General features: G+C 59.0%; 16 protein-coding genes and 2 tRNA genes. 2 read left to right on the top strand and 16 right to left on the bottom strand.

Features of this window, described 5'->3' with window-relative positions; translation table 11 throughout:
• Nucleotides 1-29: 29 nt before the first annotated feature.
• From CFU_RS12515 to tsaB, 4 genes are read right to left on the bottom strand one after another with little or no spacing between them, the layout of a single operon-like run.
• Nucleotides 30-1010, bottom strand: a complete 981-nt coding sequence (locus CFU_RS12515) for a DUF1853 family protein (protein ID WP_014006407.1) — start codon at nucleotides 1008-1010, stop codon at nucleotides 30-32.
• Entirely contained in the window at nucleotides 991-1839 is an 849-nt protein-coding gene (locus CFU_RS12520) for a uracil-DNA glycosylase (protein ID WP_014006408.1), read from the bottom strand. Before CFU_RS12520 ends, CFU_RS12515 begins: the two co-directional genes overlap by 20 nt.
• Nucleotides 1836-2318: a ribosomal protein S18-alanine N-acetyltransferase gene (gene rimI, locus CFU_RS12525; RefSeq protein WP_014006409.1), complete on the bottom strand. Its 483-nt coding sequence runs from the start codon at nucleotides 2316-2318 to the stop codon at nucleotides 1836-1838. The genes CFU_RS12520 and rimI overlap by 4 nt, the downstream gene beginning before the upstream one ends.
• Nucleotides 2315-3019: a tRNA (adenosine(37)-N6)-threonylcarbamoyltransferase complex dimerization subunit type 1 TsaB gene (gene tsaB / locus CFU_RS12530; protein ID WP_041741921.1), complete on the bottom strand. Its 705-nt coding sequence runs from the start codon at nucleotides 3017-3019 to the stop codon at nucleotides 2315-2317. Before tsaB ends, rimI begins: the two co-directional genes overlap by 4 nt.
• A gap of 154 nt (nucleotides 3020-3173) precedes the next feature.
• Here tsaB and CFU_RS12535 point away from each other — a divergent pair, with 154 nt between their 5' ends.
• Nucleotides 3174-3596: a thioredoxin family protein gene (locus CFU_RS12535; RefSeq protein ID WP_014006411.1), complete on the top strand. Its 423-nt coding sequence runs from the start codon at nucleotides 3174-3176 to the stop codon at nucleotides 3594-3596.
• 14 nt (nucleotides 3597-3610) lie between these two features.
• On the opposite strand, the gene CFU_RS12540 is transcribed toward CFU_RS12535, so the two are convergent.
• From CFU_RS12540 to CFU_RS12550, 3 genes are read right to left on the bottom strand one after another with little or no spacing between them, the layout of a single operon-like run.
• Nucleotides 3611-4525 (bottom strand): LysR family transcriptional regulator, encoded by a 915-nt coding sequence (locus tag CFU_RS12540; RefSeq protein WP_014006412.1) that lies wholly within the window; start codon nucleotides 4523-4525, stop codon nucleotides 3611-3613.
• Between the two features lie 19 nt (nucleotides 4526-4544).
• A complete protein-coding gene (locus CFU_RS12545) occupies nucleotides 4545-4904 on the bottom strand; it encodes a hypothetical protein (protein WP_014006413.1) in 360 nt (119 codons plus the stop codon).
• Nucleotides 4905-4931: 27 nt separating this feature from the next.
• Nucleotides 4932-5669 (bottom strand): ABC transporter ATP-binding protein, encoded by a 738-nt coding sequence (locus CFU_RS12550; RefSeq protein WP_014006414.1) that lies wholly within the window; start codon nucleotides 5667-5669, stop codon nucleotides 4932-4934.
• Between CFU_RS12550 and CFU_RS12555 the strand changes: the two genes are divergently transcribed.
• On the top strand, nucleotides 5668-6360 hold the full coding sequence (locus CFU_RS12555) for an arylesterase (protein ID WP_014006415.1): 693 nt from the start codon (nucleotides 5668-5670) through the stop codon (nucleotides 6358-6360). The two genes, CFU_RS12550 and CFU_RS12555, sit on opposite strands and share 2 nt — an antisense overlap.
• Nucleotides 6361-6542: 182 nt before the next feature.
• Here CFU_RS12555 and CFU_RS12560 read toward each other — a convergent pair whose 3' ends face one another.
• The 9 genes from CFU_RS12560 to CFU_RS12600 all read right to left on the bottom strand — a co-directional run bounded on the left by CFU_RS12560 (nucleotide 6543) and on the right by CFU_RS12600 (nucleotide 16601).
• On the bottom strand, nucleotides 6543-8474 hold the full coding sequence (locus CFU_RS12560; protein ID WP_014006417.1) for a SurA N-terminal domain-containing protein: 1932 nt from the start codon (nucleotides 8472-8474) through the stop codon (nucleotides 6543-6545).
• A gap of 106 nt (nucleotides 8475-8580) precedes the next feature.
• A tRNA-Asp gene (locus CFU_RS12565) sits at nucleotides 8581-8657 on the bottom strand.
• A 173-nt stretch (nucleotides 8658-8830) separates the two neighbouring features.
• Nucleotides 8831-9103, bottom strand: coding sequence for an HU family DNA-binding protein (locus tag CFU_RS12570; RefSeq protein WP_014006418.1), 273 nt, complete (start codon nucleotides 9101-9103; stop codon nucleotides 8831-8833).
• Nucleotides 9104-9386: 283 nt separating this feature from the next.
• Nucleotides 9387-11798 (bottom strand): endopeptidase La, encoded by a 2412-nt coding sequence (gene lon, locus CFU_RS12575; protein ID WP_014006419.1) that lies wholly within the window; start codon nucleotides 11796-11798, stop codon nucleotides 9387-9389.
• A 337-nt stretch (nucleotides 11799-12135) separates the two neighbouring features.
• Nucleotides 12136-13404, bottom strand: a complete 1269-nt coding sequence (gene clpX, locus CFU_RS12580; RefSeq protein WP_014006420.1) for an ATP-dependent Clp protease ATP-binding subunit ClpX — start codon at nucleotides 13402-13404, stop codon at nucleotides 12136-12138.
• Between the two features lie 210 nt (nucleotides 13405-13614).
• Complete coding sequence (clpP, locus tag CFU_RS12585; protein ID WP_014006421.1) at nucleotides 13615-14241, bottom strand: ATP-dependent Clp endopeptidase proteolytic subunit ClpP; 627 nt, start codon at nucleotides 14239-14241, stop codon at nucleotides 13615-13617.
• 97 nt (nucleotides 14242-14338) lie between these two features.
• A complete protein-coding gene (gene tig, locus CFU_RS12590; protein WP_014006422.1) occupies nucleotides 14339-15691 on the bottom strand; it encodes a trigger factor in 1353 nt (450 codons plus the stop codon).
• Nucleotides 15692-15862: 171 nt separating this feature from the next.
• Nucleotides 15863-16360, bottom strand: coding sequence for a CreA family protein (locus CFU_RS12595; RefSeq protein ID WP_014006423.1), 498 nt, complete (start codon nucleotides 16358-16360; stop codon nucleotides 15863-15865).
• A 154-nt stretch (nucleotides 16361-16514) separates the two neighbouring features.
• A tRNA-Leu gene (locus CFU_RS12600) sits at nucleotides 16515-16601 on the bottom strand.
• Nucleotides 16602-16627 lie beyond the last annotated feature (26 nt).

Raw genomic sequence — 16627 nt, forward strand, 5'->3', positions numbered from 1 at the left:
CTCCTGGCGCATTGAATAAGGCAAATCTGCTAGCGGCTCAGGCTACGCAGGGCGGCAGCACGCTCTGGCCAGTCGTCAGGCACCACAAAACCTCTATCGGTCTCCAGTCCGTAGCCGCTTTCTGGCCGCAGAGAGACCAGCAGCACCGGTGACATATCGCCGGCAAAATGCTGCGACAATGCAACGCGCATTTGCGCCGGGCTCGATACATCCGCAAGCGCCACCTTGGCCGGCGCCAGCCAGCGCTGGCGAGGCAAGAGATGGTATACGGTCGTTTCATCCAGCACCAAGTCGGACAAGGTACACCAATAGCCGCGGCAAGCGTTTGCAGAAACACCGGGCACGGCAGCAGGATGCTGTTGGTCCTGGTAAAACAGCCAGCCCTTCATCAGCACCTGCGCCGCAACAACTGCCTCGCTCAGGTGCGGCTGGGAGGCCGGATGCTGCGACAAGGCTAGCTGATGATGCAAAAGCTTTTGCATTTTCGAACCCAGCGAGTCAGCCATGTCGCGGCCGATAAAATCATCCGCCTGCAGACTGACGCCGCTGGTTTCCAGTAAATAGAACTTGCTCGCGAACTCCCAGTGGACCAGGCCGCCGTCAAGCCGCAGCAGGAAATCGAATTCGCCTACCGTGTCGTTCTTGCTGGCCCGCACCTGCACGCTGTGCGCCACCAGCATCCGGCGCTGTTCGAAATAGAACGCCAGCAGCTTCTCCGCATACAGGCCGAGGCGGGTCGACGGCAGGCTGTCGATATGGCGGTGCAAGGCTTGCAGTTTTTCCGGCGTCTGCTCCAGTTCGGCCAGCCATGCCGCCAGGTCGGCGTCGGCATAACTGGCGACCTTTCCCTGCCATTGCGCGGCCAGGGGATCCAGCAGGTCGGGCGCATCCAGCAGCCAGGCCAACGCCCTGACGTGAGGATCGGACAGATGATTCCAGCGCTGGTGAAACTGTTGCTGGCAGGTCTGCAGGTCGGTCTGCACTACAGGGTTATTCGGCAGCGTTGGCATAGGCGCTCATGGCCAGGCACAGGTCGCTCCAGACCTTGCCTTTGTCGCCCAGCTGGCGCAGCAGGTAAGCCGGGTGATAAGTCACCACCAGCGGACGGTCGGCGTAGCGATGTACGGTGCCGCGCAGTTTCGACACCGGCGTCGCCGCATCCAGCCCGAGCAGCGACAAGGCTGCGGTCTTGCCCAGCGCAACCAGGATGGTGGGCTGTATCAGCTCGATCTGGCGCTGCAGATACGGCATGCAAGCCGCCACTTCGTCTGCCGCCGGCGGACGGTCGCGGCCGGTGCCGTCGGTGGGCCGGCATTTGACGATATTCGCGATGTAGGCGTTGTCGCCGCGCTTCAGGCCCATCGCCAGCAGGATATTGTCGAGCAGCTTGCCGGCCGGGCCGACAAACGGTTCGCCCTGGATATCCTCGTTGCGTCCCGGACCCTCGCCGATAAACAGCCATTTTGCCTTGCTGTCGCCGACGCCGAACACGGTATTCTTGCGCCCCTGGCAAAGTCCGCAAGCAGTGCAGCCGGCCACGGCCGCCTGCAATTGCGTCCAGTCCATGGCGGCCGGAGATTGCGCTGCATGGACGGCTGCCGATGGTGCGGATATGGGCTCGTCGTCGCCCCAGGCCGAGATCTCGGCCTTGTCCTGCACTGCATGCGCCACCGGTGCGGGCTGTTGCCCGTGCAGTGCCGCTGCAGGAATTTCCTCCATGGGCGCCATGTCGTCGGCTTCGATCGGCTCGGCGCTCGCCAAGCCGCCATCGCGCCGCAGCCACAGCGGGCCGAGGCCTATCTCGTCGAGGAAAACGCTACGCCTGGTCATCTCGCTCATAAAGGCAGCCTCATCACGATGGCTTCTTCGCGCTTGTCGCCAGCCGCCGGATAATAATCGCGGCGGCGGCCGATCTCGGCGAAACCGTAACGCTGGTAGATCGCAATCGCGCGCGTATTCGAGGGCCGCACTTCCAGCAGCACCGATTGCATCTGCAGCCGGCGCGCCAGCATGCACACCTGGTCGAGCAGCATCTTGCCGATGCCTTGCCGCTGCACATCCTCGCGCACGCTGATATTCAGCAGATGCGCTTCATCCAGCGCCTGCATCATGAAAAAATAGCCGAGCAGTACCTGTTCCGCATCGCGCAGTACCCAGCATTGATAACCGCTCTGGATCGAATCGACAAAATTGCCATGGGTCCAGGGATGCGAATACACGGCCTTTTCGATCGCCACCACTTCGTCCAGGTCTTCGATGCGCATGGCGGCAAATGCAAGCGGCCGCATGCCGGGCCTCGGTTGGGCGTTGGCGTTCATGTGTTCACCTTGGCGGCGCGTTCGGCGGTTGTGAGCGCGACCTTGTTACGCAAATACAAAGGCTGCGCATCCACCGCACTCAAACCGCCGCCCTGCGCCAGCGCCACGCTGCCCAGTTGAGCGACCTGGCGCGCATTCGGCATCACCGCCGGCAAGCCTGCGGCGGCGTACGGAGCCGCGGCAAACGCTTCCGGGTAGGCCGCCAGGCCGTTGCCGCAGGCTTGCAGCACGCCGCCCAGCACCGGCAAAGGCGCTACCTGCGACGGCGCCGACAGGACCGGCTCGACCACCACTTGCCAGGCATTGGCGGCGAAACGATATTGGGCCCAGTAGACCTCGCCCATGCGCGCGTCCAGCACCGCCAGCACTTCGCCGGCGCCATTCAGGTCGCGGCAAGCCTGGGCCATGGCGGCCAGCGTCACCACCGGCAGCACCGGCAGGTCGGCGCCGAACGCCAGTCCCTGCACGATGCCGCAGGCGGTGCGCACGCCGGTGAAGGAGCCGGGGCCGACGCCGAACGCCAGCGCATCGCACTGTGCCAGGCTGATGCCGGCCTCGGCCAGCAACTCTTGCACCATCGGCAGGATGGCAAGCGAATGAGTCTGGACGCCCGCCGATTCGCGGGTAATCACATGGCCGTCGCGCAGCAAGGCGGCGGAGGCCAGTTCGGTAGATGTTTCAATGGCAAGAATGGTCTGCATGGGCCGTATTTTACCGCGCTCGACGCTGCTTCGGCTGCACTCCGCGCGATTGAGTGGGCCAATGAGCGGACCAATCCAGCCGCAAGTACCCCGCGAACTCTGAAACCACGGGTATTCAAGCAGAATCCGGCGCACTCACTGTAAAATATCGCGAATGCTGATCCTCACTCTCGATAACGACAACCATCAGGAACTTGCCGCCACCCTGGCCGACGACGGCTGGGTCGCAGCCTGCCTGTGCGCAGCCTGGTGCGGCAGCTGCCGGGAGTATTTCGCTAATTTCACGGCGCTGGCGCAACGCCACCCGCAAGTGCAATTCGTCTGGATCGACATCGAAGACCAGGCGGAGCTGGTCGGCGACCTGGATGTCGACAATTTCCCTACCCTGCTGATACAGCGCGGCGATGTGGTGGCGTTCCTGGGTCCGGTTGAAATGGACCTGCGCCTGGCTGAAAGAATCCTGCTGGCGCAGATGGAGAAGAACCTGCCCGAACTGCAGGCCGAAGCCTTGAGCAGCGCCGAGCGACGCCATTGGCAGCTGGAAGCCAATTTACTGCGGCGCCTGGCGGATATCTAGGATGCCAGCCACGGCTAGGATGCCAGCCACGGATCGCAATCCGGATGCGGAAACTGCGCCATCATGAAATCGACAAAACTGCGCACCTTGGCCGACAGCAGGCGCCGGCTCGGGTAGACCAGGCGCACCGCCACCTTGTTGATCTGGTGGTCGGGCAGCACCCGCACTACCCGTCCCGCCACCATATCGTCGCCCAGCGTATACGAGGTGCGCATGGCGATGCCCATCCCCGCCAGCAAGCATTGGCGCAGCAAATCGGTATTGTTCGACATGACCTTGCTGGTGATCGGAATAATCGAAGCGCCTTCGGCCGACTGGAAAGTCCAGTGGTGGCGCAAATGTTCCATCGAAAAATTGAGGCAGGAATGCTGGGCCAGCTCCTCGGGCGTCTGCGGCACGCCATGTTCGGCGATATAAGCCGGCGAGGCGCACAGCAGCACTTCGGCGATGCCAAGCTGGCGCGCCACCATGCTGGCGTCGAATTTCTGGTTGACTGAAAAGATGCCGAGGTCGAAACCCTCTTCGATCAGGTCGACGGTGCGGTCCGACAAGGTCACGTCCAGCCGCACATCGGGATACTGTTTCGAATACAGCGGCAGCAGGCGCGCCAGCTGGGTCTGGCCGAAACCGATCTGGGAATAGATGTGCAAGGTGCCTGCAGGCTTGGTCGACAATACGGAAGCGGCGGCTTCCGCCTCGTCGATTTCATCCAGGATCTGGCGCACCCGCTCCAGGTAGGCCTGGCCCGGCTCGGTCAACGCCATGCGGCGCGTCGAACGGTGCAGCAGGCGGATCCCAAGATGGTTTTCCAGATCGGCCACCAGCCGCGTGACCACCGCATTCGACATGTCCAGCACCTGGGCCGCGGCGACAAAGCTGCCTTGCTCCACCACCTTCGCAAATACCCGCATTGACTGCAAGCGATCCATATTATTCTTTCATCCTATCTTAGGCTGCGGCCCTGCTCGACAAAGCCACAACGGCGACCACCAAGGCCAGTGCACTAAGGCCCAGCGCCAGTCCGCACAATAGGCTGGCGCGCCGCAATCTTGCATCGGCTTGCTGCGCTGCTTGCCGCATTTCCTGTTCAAGCAAAGGCAGCGCGGTCTGGAGCTGCTCGGCGAGCGCCTTGATGTCGCCCAGATTCTGCAGCGACGCCGCCTGCAGCTCGCTCACCTGCTGCTGCAGGATCTGCAGCTGGCTCTCTTCCGTATTTCCTTTGCGCCGGGTGAACACCGGCGCCGCGACGGAAATGATATCGCTGATATACGGCAGCACTGCTTTTGTTACTGACAACCATGTCGACATGCACTACCCTCCGGATTCTTTTCTTTGCTATTGGAATATCTGTGCATCGGCAGCCGTGGTATCGCCCGGGCGCAACAGGCGGCCGGCGGCGATCGTGATGGTCTGGCGGCACTGCATGGCGATCGAGGTATCGTGCGTCACCAGCACCAGGGTTGAGCCGCGCTCCTGGTTGAGGTCGAACATCAGCTGGATAACCGCATCGCCGGTAGCCGCATCGAGGCTGCCGGTGGGTTCGTCGGCGAACAAGAGCGGCGGCTCGGTCACGAAAGCGCGCGCCAGGGCCACTCGCTGCTGCTCGCCGCCAGACAGGTATTTCGGATAGTGTTGCAAGCGCGTCGCCAGGCCGACCCGCTCCAGCTTGGCTTGCGCCTTCTCTTTCGCGTCCTTGTCGCCGCGCAGCTCGAGCGGCAGCATGACGTTTTCCAGTGCGCTCAAATGGCTCAGCAACTGGAAAGACTGGAATACAAAACCGAGCTTTTCCTTGCGCAAGCCGGCCCGGCCGTCTTCATCCAGGGCAAAGATATCGCTGCCGTCGATATGCACGGTGCCCGAGGACGGCGTATCGAGGCCGGCCAGCAAGCCCAGCAAGGTCGACTTGCCGGAACCGGAAGCGCCGACAATCGCCAGCGTAGTGCCGCCCTGGACGTTAAAATTGATATCATCGAGAATTACCAGCTCGCCGCTGGCGTCGGCAACCCGCTTGGTCAAGCGCTGGACGTCTATGGCCGGGGCCGTTGCAGGTTTAACAGAAGAGGACTGATGCATGCAGATTATCGACTCCGGGTTGGGGAATGGTTTTCAGAACTTGACCGAGGGCTGGCGCCGTAAAATCGCCGGCCACCTGCGGCTGGCCATCCTGCTGCTTGGCCTGCTCAGCCTAGTATGGACGAACAATGCCTATTCTGCATCAAAATCGATACTGGTGTTAGGCGACAGCCTTTCCGCCGAATACGGACTGGCGCGCGGCAGCGGCTGGGTCGCCTTGCTGCAGCAGCGCCTGAAAGCGGAAAATATCGACGGCAGCGTGGTCAACGCCAGCATTAGCGGCGAAACCAGCAGCGGCGGCAAGACGCGCCTGCCGGCCCTGCTGCAGCGCCGGCCGGATATCGTCATCATCGAACTGGGCGGCAACGACGCCCTGCGCGGCTTGCAGCTGAGCGCTACCGAAAGCAACCTGCGGGCAATGATCGGCGCGGCCCAGCAAGCCAAGGCCAAGGTCTTGCTGGTGGGCATGCGGATTCCGCCCAACTACGGCCGCGACTACACCGAAAAATTCTTTTCGCTGTATGCAACGCTGGCCAAGCAAAACAAGGTGCCGCTGATTCCGTTTCTGCTGGACGGTGTGGCGGACAAGCCGGAACTGTTCCAGGCCGACCGCATCCATCCGGTCGCCCAGGCCCACCCGATCATGCTGAACAATGTCTGGACCGGATTGAAGCCCTTGCTGGCCAAATAGCATGCGACGCGCGTGAAATGTCGAGGGAACAAATCGCCGCATTCAAGGCGATCTTCCACGACAACCACCGCCTCTTGCAGAAACTGAACCAGCGCGACGTGAGCGAAGAATAATAAAAAAATGCCCATCCCGCTTGCGCCGGATGGGCATTTTTCAGATCAGCCAGGCTAATCAGTTCTGCGTCAGTTTTGCTTGGTGCCGTCGTCAGCCGGTGATGCGGTCACGACCGGCTTCAGGATCTTGACCTTGGCTTTCTCTTTCAGCACGTCCACGTAGGCCAGCATTTCCTGTTGCGCCAGGACGCCGGTGATCTGCTGCTGTTCGGCAGTGCGCCGGGCCTGGTCCTGCGCCGCCGGCTGGCCGACCTTGGCGATCCGGTACAAGCCGTAGCCCTGCTGCGGCAGCACTACGCCGACAAAGGCAGGCAGCTTGTTGACATTGGCCTTCATCACCGCCTCAAATCCGGCAGGATTGATGCCCTGGTTCTTTACCCGCGACACGGTCTGCGTTGCGCCGAAACCGCTGCCGCTGTCTTGCGCGCGCAAGGCAGCCAGCTTTTCTTCGCCGGCTTTCTTGGCCAGTGCAGCTTCTTCCGTGCGGGTGACCTTGTCGGTGATAATTGCCTTGACCTCTTCAAACGAACGCTTGGTCACTGGCTTGTATTCGGTGACATGGCCGGCGATAAACGTGTTCGGCGCGATCTCGACCGCTTCGGTGTTGTGCTTGTTCTTCAGCGACTCGTCGGAATACAGTGCAGTCAGGAATTTCTGGTTGTTGTAGGGAGCGGCGGCTGCGGCAGGATTCGGCTGGCGGCCGAGGTTCGCGGCCGACTGGATCTGCAGGTGCAGCTTGTCGGCAACCGGCTTCAGGCTGTCGGCCTGTTCATACACCGTGTTGCTGAAAGCTTCCGCCAGTTCCGTGAATTTGCGTGCTGCCAGCTGCTTCTTGATCTCGGCGCCGATATCCGCCTTGACTTCGTCCAGCGGCTTGACCACCGCTGGCTTGATGCCGGTCAGTTCGATGATGTGATAACCGAAATCGGATTGCACCAGGTCGCTGATCTCGCCCTGCTTCAGCTTGCTGGCCGCATCTTCGAAAGGCTTGACCATGCTGCCGGCGCCGAAATAACCGAGATCCCCGCCCAGCTCGCCGGAAGCGGTATCCTGCGAATTCGCCTTGGCGATTTTCGCAAAATCGGCCGGCGTCTTGCGCACTTGGGCCAGCAGGCCTTCCGCCTTGGCCTTGGCGGCAGCTTGCTCGGCGGCCGGCGCATCTTTTTTCACGGCGATCAGGATGTGGCTGGCGCGGCGTTCTTCCGGCACCGTATAGCGGGCGACATTCTGGTCATAATAGGATTTGATGTCGGCATCGCTGACCGTTACCTGGGCAGCAACCGCGGCGCTGTCGAGCAGGACGTAGTCGGCCTTGATCTGTTCGGGGATTTCGAATTCCTTGGCGTTCCTGACGTAATAGTCCTGCAGCATGGCGTCAGTGACTTTCACTTGCGCGGCATAGTCGGCAGTCTTGAACAGCAGTTCCTGCACGTCGCGTTCCTGGTCGTTGATGTCAGACAAACGCATGGCTACCGTTTTAGGCGTAAACGCCGTGGTCTGCACCGCGCCGTTCAGTTGCTGCATCGCCATATCCTGGCGCAGGCGCGCCTCGTACATGGTCGGCGTCATGCCCTGCGCCGCCAGCAAGGCCTTGTAGCGCTCGTTGTCGAACTTGCCGTCCGCGCCGTGCAATTCCGGCACGCCCATGATGGCTTGCTGCAAACTCTGGTCGGATACCGACAGATGTTCGCTGCCGACCGCGGCAACCAGCACGCGCTGCGCGATCAGGTTGTCCAGCACGCCTTGCTTGGCTTGCGGCGTCTCGACCATCTTCGGGTCGAAACGGTCGCCGAACGCCTGGCGCATGCGGTCCATCTGCTGGCGCAAGGCGGCATCCCAGTCTTGCTGGGTGATCGGCTGGCCGGCGACTTTCGCCACCGTGTTGGCGCCGTCGCCAAAGCTGCTATAGCTTTGCAGCCCGACCAGTGCAAACGAAGGGATGATCAAGAGCAGCAACAAGAACTGCATCAAGCGCTGATGGGTACGGACAAATTCAAACATGGTCTGCCAATCAAGATCAAAAAGGAAGGCTGCAATAAGAAGGCTGCATTACAAACCGGACGTACATAAGAAAAAAGGCGAACTCTCGTTCGCCTTTTTTGTATTTTGGCGGAGTGGACGGGACTCGAACCCGCGACCCCCGGCGTGACAGGCCGGTATTCTAACCAGCTGAACTACCACTCCTAAAACTGCTTACAAATCTCAGTTGACCTCGAAAACCTACTGCGCGGCCCAATCTCGGTACTGCGATGCTCACCGTGCTTTCGCACGCCTCCGCTTCTCCTACCGACCTTGGGTCGCTCGCTACGGTTTTGCAAGGCCCACTTATTTGGCGTTTGTCACCACGCCAAAAGACGCTAGTTTACAGCATCTTTCAACGCTTTGCCAGGCTTAAATTTAGGAACTTTCGCTGCCTTGATCTTGATTGCTTCCCCGGTACGCGGATTGCGGCCGGTGCGCGCTGCGCGTTTGCCTACCGAGAACGTGCCGAAGCCGACCAGCGTTACTGAGCCGTTCTTTTTCAAAGTGGTTTTAACTGCGGCGATCACGGCATCCAACGCGCGGGTCGACGCGGCCTTGGAAATGTCTGCTGACTTGGCGATGTGATCGATTAATTCGGTTTTGTTCACTGAAGCCCCCTCACATGAATTGAAATTCGAGATGATGCTTGTTCCGCATTTGTGCGAAAAATCATCGCAGATGGACTGCAGAAAAAAATCTGCAGCTGGTATTAAACAAGCCGCAAAGCCTTGTGTCAAGCGGTTTGCCGGGGATATGGAAAGGTTTAACCTGATTTTACAAACTTGATATATTCAACACATCCGTATATAAAAAAAGCGCTCTTGCGAGCGCTTTTTTGCGAACAGGAATCAGACCGGCGGATTCGATAGCTTATCCGAATCCGCCGCGGGCTTAGTGCTTGACCACGCTAGGGTCGGTCTTCTCGCTGCTCTTGGCGACGCTTGCATCGAGCACTGCTTCCTCGTCGGTCAAAGGCACAGGCTGCCGCTCCAGGGCGATTTCCAGCACCTTGTCGATCCAGCGCACCGGCACGATTTCCAGCTTGTTCTTGACGTTGTCCGGAATTTCGGCCAGGTCCTTCACATTCTGCTCTGGAATCAATACCGTCTTGATGCCGCCGCGATGCGCCGCCAGCAGTTTTTCCTTCAGGCCGCCGATAGGCAGGACTTCGCCGCGCAAGGTGATTTCACCTGTCATGGCGACATCCGCCCGCACCGGAATCCCGGTGAAGATCGACACCAGGGCGGTCGTCATGCCGACGCCGGCCGACGGTCCGTCCTTCGGCGTCGCGCCTTCCGGCACGTGGATATGGATATCGCTCTTCTCGAACGCCTCACCCCGGATGCCCAGTTTCGCGGCGCGGCTGCGCATCACCGTACGCGCTGCCTCGATCGATTCCTTCATCACATCGCCCAGGGTGCCGGTACGGATGATTGCGCCCTTGCCCGGCATCTTGACGGCTTCGATGGTCAGCAGTTCGCCGCCCACTTCAGTCCATGCCAGTCCGACCACCTGGCCGATCTGATTTTCTTTTTCGGCGACACCGAAGTCGAAACGCCGCACACCGAGGAATTTATCGATGTTCTTGGAGGTGACTGCGACCTTCTTCTCTTGTTTCTTCAACAGCAGCAGCTTGACCACCTTGCGGCAGATCTTGGAGATTTCCCGTTCCAGCGAACGCACACCCGCTTCACGCGTGTAGTAGCGGATGATGTCGCGGATCGCGCTTTCGGCCAGGGTGATTTCCTCGACCTTCAAACCATTGTTCTTGATTTGCTTAGGCAGCAGGTAACGCAAGGCGATGTTGGTCTTTTCATCTTCGGTGTAGCCGGACAGGCGAATCACTTCCATCCGGTCCAGCAGCGCCGGCGGAATATTGAAGGAATTCGACGTCGCCACGAACATCACGTCCGACAAGTCGAAATCGACTTCGATGTAATGGTCCGAGAAAGTATGGTTCTGCTCCGGATCCAGCACTTCCAGCAAGGCCGAAGACGGATCGCCGCGGAAATCCATGCCGAGCTTGTCGATCTCGTCCAGCAGGAACAGCGGATTGCGCACCCCGACCTTGGCCAGGCTTTGCAATATCTTGCCTGGCATGGAGCCGATGTAGGTACGGCGATGGCCGCGGATCTCTGCTTCGTCGCGCACGCCGCCCAGGGCCATCCGCACGAACTTGCGGTTGGTGGCGCGGGCGATCGACTGCCCCAGCGAGGTTTTACCCACGCCCGGAGGACCGACGAAACACAGGATCGGCGCTTTCAGCTTGTCGACGCGCTGTTGCACGGCAAGATATTCCAGGATGCGTTCTTTAACTTTATCCAGGCCGTAGTGGTCGCCTTCCAGCACTTTCTCGGCATTGCCCAGTTCGTTGTTGACCTTGGATTTTTTCTTCCAAGGCAAACCGACCAGCGTATCGATATAGTTGCGCACCACGGTCGCTTCGGCTGACATCGGCGACATCAGCTTCAGCTTCTTCAGCTCGCTCTGCGCCTTTTCCAGCGCTTCCTTAGGCATCTTGGCGGACAGGATCTTCTTTTCCAGCTCTTCCAGGTCCGCGCCTTCTTCGCCTTCGCCCAATTCCTTCTGGATCGCCTTGACCTGCTCGTTCAGGTAGTATTCGCGCTGCGATTTTTCCATCTGGCGCTTGACGCGGCCGCGGATGCGTTTTTCAACTTGCAGGATATCCAGTTCGCCTTCGAGCTGGCCCAGCAGGTGCTCGTAACGCTTGGCGATATTGAAGATTTCCAGGATCACCTGTTTTTGCTCAAGCTTCAGCGGCAAGTGCGCGGCAATGGTGTCGGCCAGGCGGCCGGCGTCATCGATGCCGGACAGCGAAGTGAGGATCTCAGGCGGAATCTTCTTGTTCAGTTTGACGTACTGGTCGAATTGCTGAACGATGGCGCGACGCATCGCCTCCACCTCGGCCTCGTCGCCCAGTTCGGAGTCGACCGGCGTCAGGTCCGCCACAAAATGCGTGTCGAGCTCGCTGATGTGATGGATGCGCGCACGCTGCGCCCCTTCCACCAGCACCTTGACGGTGCCGTCGGGCAGTTTCAGCATTTGCAAGATATTGGCGACGCAGCCGATTTCATAAATATCGTCCGGCGACGGTTCGTCCTTGGCGGCGGCTTTCTGGGCCGCGAGCATGATGCTCTTGCCTTGCTCCATGGCAGCTTCAAGCGCCTTGATCGACTTTGGACGACCGACGAACAATGGAATCACCATATGCGGGAATACCACGACATCCCGTAAAGGCAACAGAGGCAACTGAGTTTGTTCAGTAAATGTAGAAGTCGTCATGGTGAGCCCTATCAAAAAATCTTATTAATGATGTTGGCACGAGTGGCCGAAACTCAAGCCCCGGTTTCAACAATAAATCACCACTTCTATTTGCAGCACTAGACTAATAGTTTGCGATGGCCAATAAAAAAGCCACACGCGAAGGTAACTTCGGGTGGCTTTGCGATTGAAGCCGAATCGTATGTTTTGGCAAATTGTACTACTTTTGGCCCAAAAACCTGCTTAAACCCCTGTTTTTTACATGGCTTTACAAATTTTCGGGTTTTATGCCGCCGCCGGCAGCCGGCCCTGGGCAAGGCCAACCCGGCGGGATAAACGCCGGCGCGCCGCCAGCGCCTTATTTCGCGCCAGACACCTTCGGTTGTTCATGGTAAATCAGCAACGGTTTGGCGCCGCTGTTGACGGTATTTTCATCCACCACGACCTTGGCGACATTCTGCTGGCTTGGCAAATCGTACATAACGTCCAGCAACACGTGCTCCAGGATCGAACGCAGGCCGCGGGCGCCGGTTTTGCGCGCCAGGGCACGCTTGGCGATGGCTTGCAGCGCCGCCGGGCGGATTTCCAGCTCGGCGCCTTCCATCTGCAGCAGCTTGGAATACTGCTTGACCAGGGCGTTCTTGGGCGCGATCAGGATCTCGATCAGCGCTTCCTCGTTCAGCTCGGCCAGGGTGGCAATCACCGGCAGGCGGCCGACCAGTTCCGGGATCAGGCCGAAGCGCGTCAGATCCTCGGGTTCGGCATCCAGCAGCACCTCGCTGGAAGTGCGCTGGCTCTGGCTCTTCACATTTGCCGAAAAACCAATGCCGCTCTTTTCCGAGCGCTCGGAAATGATCTTGGCCAGGCCGTCGAAAGCGCCGCCGCAGATGAACAGGATGTTGGTGGTGTCGATCTGCACGAAATCCTGGTTCGGATGCTTGCGCCCGCCTTGCGGCGGCACCGATGCCATGGTGCCTTCGATCAGCTTCAGCAGCGCCTGCTGCACGCCCTCGCCCGAGACGTCGCGGGTAATCGACGGGTTGTCCGATTTGCGCGAAATCTTGTCGATTTCATCGATGTAGACGATGCCCCGCTGCGCCTTCTCGACTTCGTAATTGCAATTCTGCAGCAGCTTCTGGATGATGTTCTCGACGTCCTCGCCGACATAACCGGCTTCGGTCAGGGTCGTCGCATCGGCGATCACGAAAGGCACGTTCAGCATGCGCGCCAGGGTCTGCGCCAGCAGCGTCTTGCCGGAGCCGGTCGGACCGACCAGCAGGATATTGCTTTTCGCCAGCTCGATGTCGTCCTTCTTGCCGAGATGCTTGAGGCGCTTGTAATGGTTGTACACCGCCACCGACAAGATCCGCTTGGCAGGTTCCTGGCCGATCACATACTGGTCGAGCAGTTCGCTGATTTCCTGCGGAATAGGCAGTTCCGATTTTTGACCATCCAGCGTTTCGACATTCGATGCTTCATCGGTAATGATGTCATTACAGAGGTCGATACATTCATCGCAAATGAATACCGATGGCCCAGCGATGAGTTTTTTCACTTCATGCTGGCTTTTGCCGCAGAAGGAACAATAAAGCAGTTTTTCGCCGCTGGAAGATTTTTTATCAGACATAAAGGCAGAGTTTAAGTAACACTATAAGGAGGTGGGCCACCGCATTGATTCGCGATATTGATTGCAGTATTGGTTCGCAGTATAGGTTTTATCTTACCCGCGAAATCCAGATTCGTCACGCCCGGGCGATTTTTGAAAAGCAAAACGCCCGCGCCTTTGGGGCCGGGCGTTTTATCCGGTTTTATCCCGGGATTATGCGTTCTGCAGCAATCAAGCGCGTGTCGCCAGGACTTTATCAATCAGGCCATACTCCACAGCCGCATCCGCGGACATGAAATTGTCCCGGTCCGTATCCTTGCTGATCTGCTCAATGCTTCTGCCGGTCTTGTCCGCCAGGATGCCGTTCAGGCGTTCGCGCAGGTACAGGATTTCACGCGCCTGGATTTCGATATCCGAGGCCTGGCCTTGGGCGCCGCCCAGGGGCTGGTGAATCATGATGCGCGAATTAGGCAGCGAGAAACGTTTGCCCTTGGCGCCTGCAGCCAGCAGGAAAGCGCCCATCGAGGCCGCCATGCCGGTGCACAAGGTGGAGATTTCAGGCTTGACGAACTGCATGGTGTCGTAAATCGCCATGCCGGCAGATACCGAACCGCCGGGAGAATTGATATATAAAGAAATATCCTTATCCGGATTTTCACTTTCCAGGAACAGCAGTTGCGCCACCACCAGGTTGGCGGTCTGGTCGTTGACCGGACCTACCAGGAAAATGATGCGTTCGCGCAGCAGGCGCGAATAGATGTCATAGGAACGCTCGCCGCGGCCACTCTGCTCAATCACGATAGGCACCATGCCGAGCATGTCAGTATCCAGTGCCGAATTACGATTAAAGCCTGTCATATTTTTCCTTATGGAGAGCGCTCAAAACTTAATCAAACCACCGAACCGGTCCAGGCTCGCGGCCTGGACCTGAGGTACAGCTTAAAATACCGGCTGATTAAGCTTGTTGCCCGTTGTTGCTCATTAATTCATCGAATGCAACCGACTTTTCAGTCACTTTCGATTTGCCCAGCACATAGTTAACGACGTTTTCTTCCAAAACAAGGGCTTCGACCTCTGCCAGGCGGCGGCGATCGCTGAAATAATATTTCAGGACTTGTTGCGGGTCTTCGTAGCTCTGCGCAAAGTCTTCGACCTGGGCTTTGACTTGCTCTGGCGTTGCCTGCAGCTGGTTTTCCTTGACCACTTCGGCCAGGATCAGGCCCAGGCGCACACGACGCTCAGCCTGGGCTGTGAACAGCTCCGGCGGGAACGGCATGTCGTTGACCTTCATGCCGCGCTGCGCCATGTCCTGGCGTGTCATTTCAACCAGGCGCTCGACGTCTTGGTCGACCAGCGCTTTCGGTACTTCCAGGTCGCTCACCTTGATCAGCGCATCCATCACGCTGTCTTTGTTCTTGGCCTTGACGCGGGAACCGACTTCACGCTCCAGGTTGAGCTTGATGTCAGCGCGCATCTTGGTCAGGTCGCCGTCTTCGATGCCCAGGGTTTTAGCAAACTCGGCATCGACTTCCGGCAGGTGCGCCCATTCCAGCTTCTTCAGCGTGATGGTGAATTCCGCAGTCTTGCCGGCGACGTCCTTGCCGTGGTAATCGGCAGGGAAAGCCAGTTCAAAGGTCTTGGCTTCGCCGACCTTCAGGCCGATGGTCGCGTTTTCGAACTCAGGCAGCATGCGGCCTTCGCCCAGCACGTAAGCGTAGTCATCGGCTTTGCCGCCCTGGAATTCAACGCCATCGATCTTGCCGACGAAATCGACAGTCACGCGGTCGCCGTTCTTGGCTGTCAGGTCGCTGCCGCCATCGCCGTGCGCGCCTTGCTCGCCCTTGACGTGGTAGTGCACGCGCTGCTTGCGCAGGATGTCGATGGTCTTGTCGATTTCGGCATCGCTGACTTCAGCCTTGGTCTTTTCGACTTCAACGCTGGTCAGGTCGCCGATCTTGACTTCAGGATAGATTTCGAAAGTAGCATCGAACGCCAGCGTGCCTTCAGCCACGCCTTCGCTGCCCTTTGGCTCGATACGCGGATAACCGGCAACGCGCAGGTTGTTTTCGTTGGCAGCGGTGTTGAAGGCATTGCCGACCTTGTCGTTCAGCACTTCGGTTTCGACCTGGTAGCCGTATTGTGCAGCGACCATCTTCATCGGCACTTTACCTGGGCGGAAGCCAGGCGCTTTTGCAGTGCGGGCGCGGACCTTCAGGCGCTTTTCGACTTCGGTTTGCACTTCGCTCACAGCGATTGTGAGGGTCAGGCGGCGTTCAAGTTTATCCAGAGTTTCGACTGCAGTTGCCATGTGGATCGTCCAAAAATTAAAAATTCCGTGGTGCGGCTAAGGCCAATGCGGGGTAAAACGATGAAATGTTGTCATTTCCACCCCAACCCTGCCGCGCTAAAGTCCGATATTCTATACGTAAAACAGGCCGTTGCGCCAAAACGCATCGCTCCGCGCAGGCAATAAGCCCGCTTATTTGAGCGGAATCGGGCTGCCGGGAGGCACCGGCACCGCGGTAACGCTGTTTTGCGGACTGCCGTCGACCAGCTTATCCGAATAGGTCAGGTAAACTAGTGTATTCCGCTTCGGATCGACCAGCCGCACAATATGCAGGCGCTTGAACAGCACCGACATGCGCTCGGTAAACACGTCTTCCTGCAGCGGCAGCTTGGCGCTGAACTGCACCGCACCGACCTGGCGGCAGGCGATCGAGGCTTCCGCCCTGTCCTCCGCCAGCCCGACCGTGCCCTTGACGCCGCCGGTGCGTGCGCGCGACACATAACAGGTCACGCCTTGCACCTTGGGATCGTCGTAAGCCTCGACCACCACCCGGTCATTGCGCCCGACCCAGCGGAACGCGGTGCTCACCTCGCCCACCTGTTCCGACGCCGCTTGCGCAGAACCTGCAGCGATTGCTGCAAAACCAAGCAAGCCAACTAAAGCGGCCACTCCCAGGGATTTTGTATGCATGTTTGTTCCAGGAAAGAAATTGCGATTGTATGCCGAACAACCGGTCCGCTGCCCGTCATTTCAAGACCGGTGGGCGCAGACGTAAAAAAACCCTCTTCAAGAGGGTTCTTCCATGCTTGGCCAGCCGCCAATACGTCGACATTATCGACACAGCTGGTGCGACCGAGAGGACTCGAACCTCCACAAGATTGCTCTCGACAGGACCTAAACCTGTTGCGTCTACCAATTTCGCCACGGTCGCATTTCCAACAAATACAGTGCAATCCT

The sequence above is a fragment of the Collimonas fungivorans Ter331 genome (assembly GCF_000221045.1).
GTDB classification, from domain to species: Bacteria; Pseudomonadota; Gammaproteobacteria; order Burkholderiales; family Burkholderiaceae_D; genus Collimonas; species Collimonas fungivorans_A.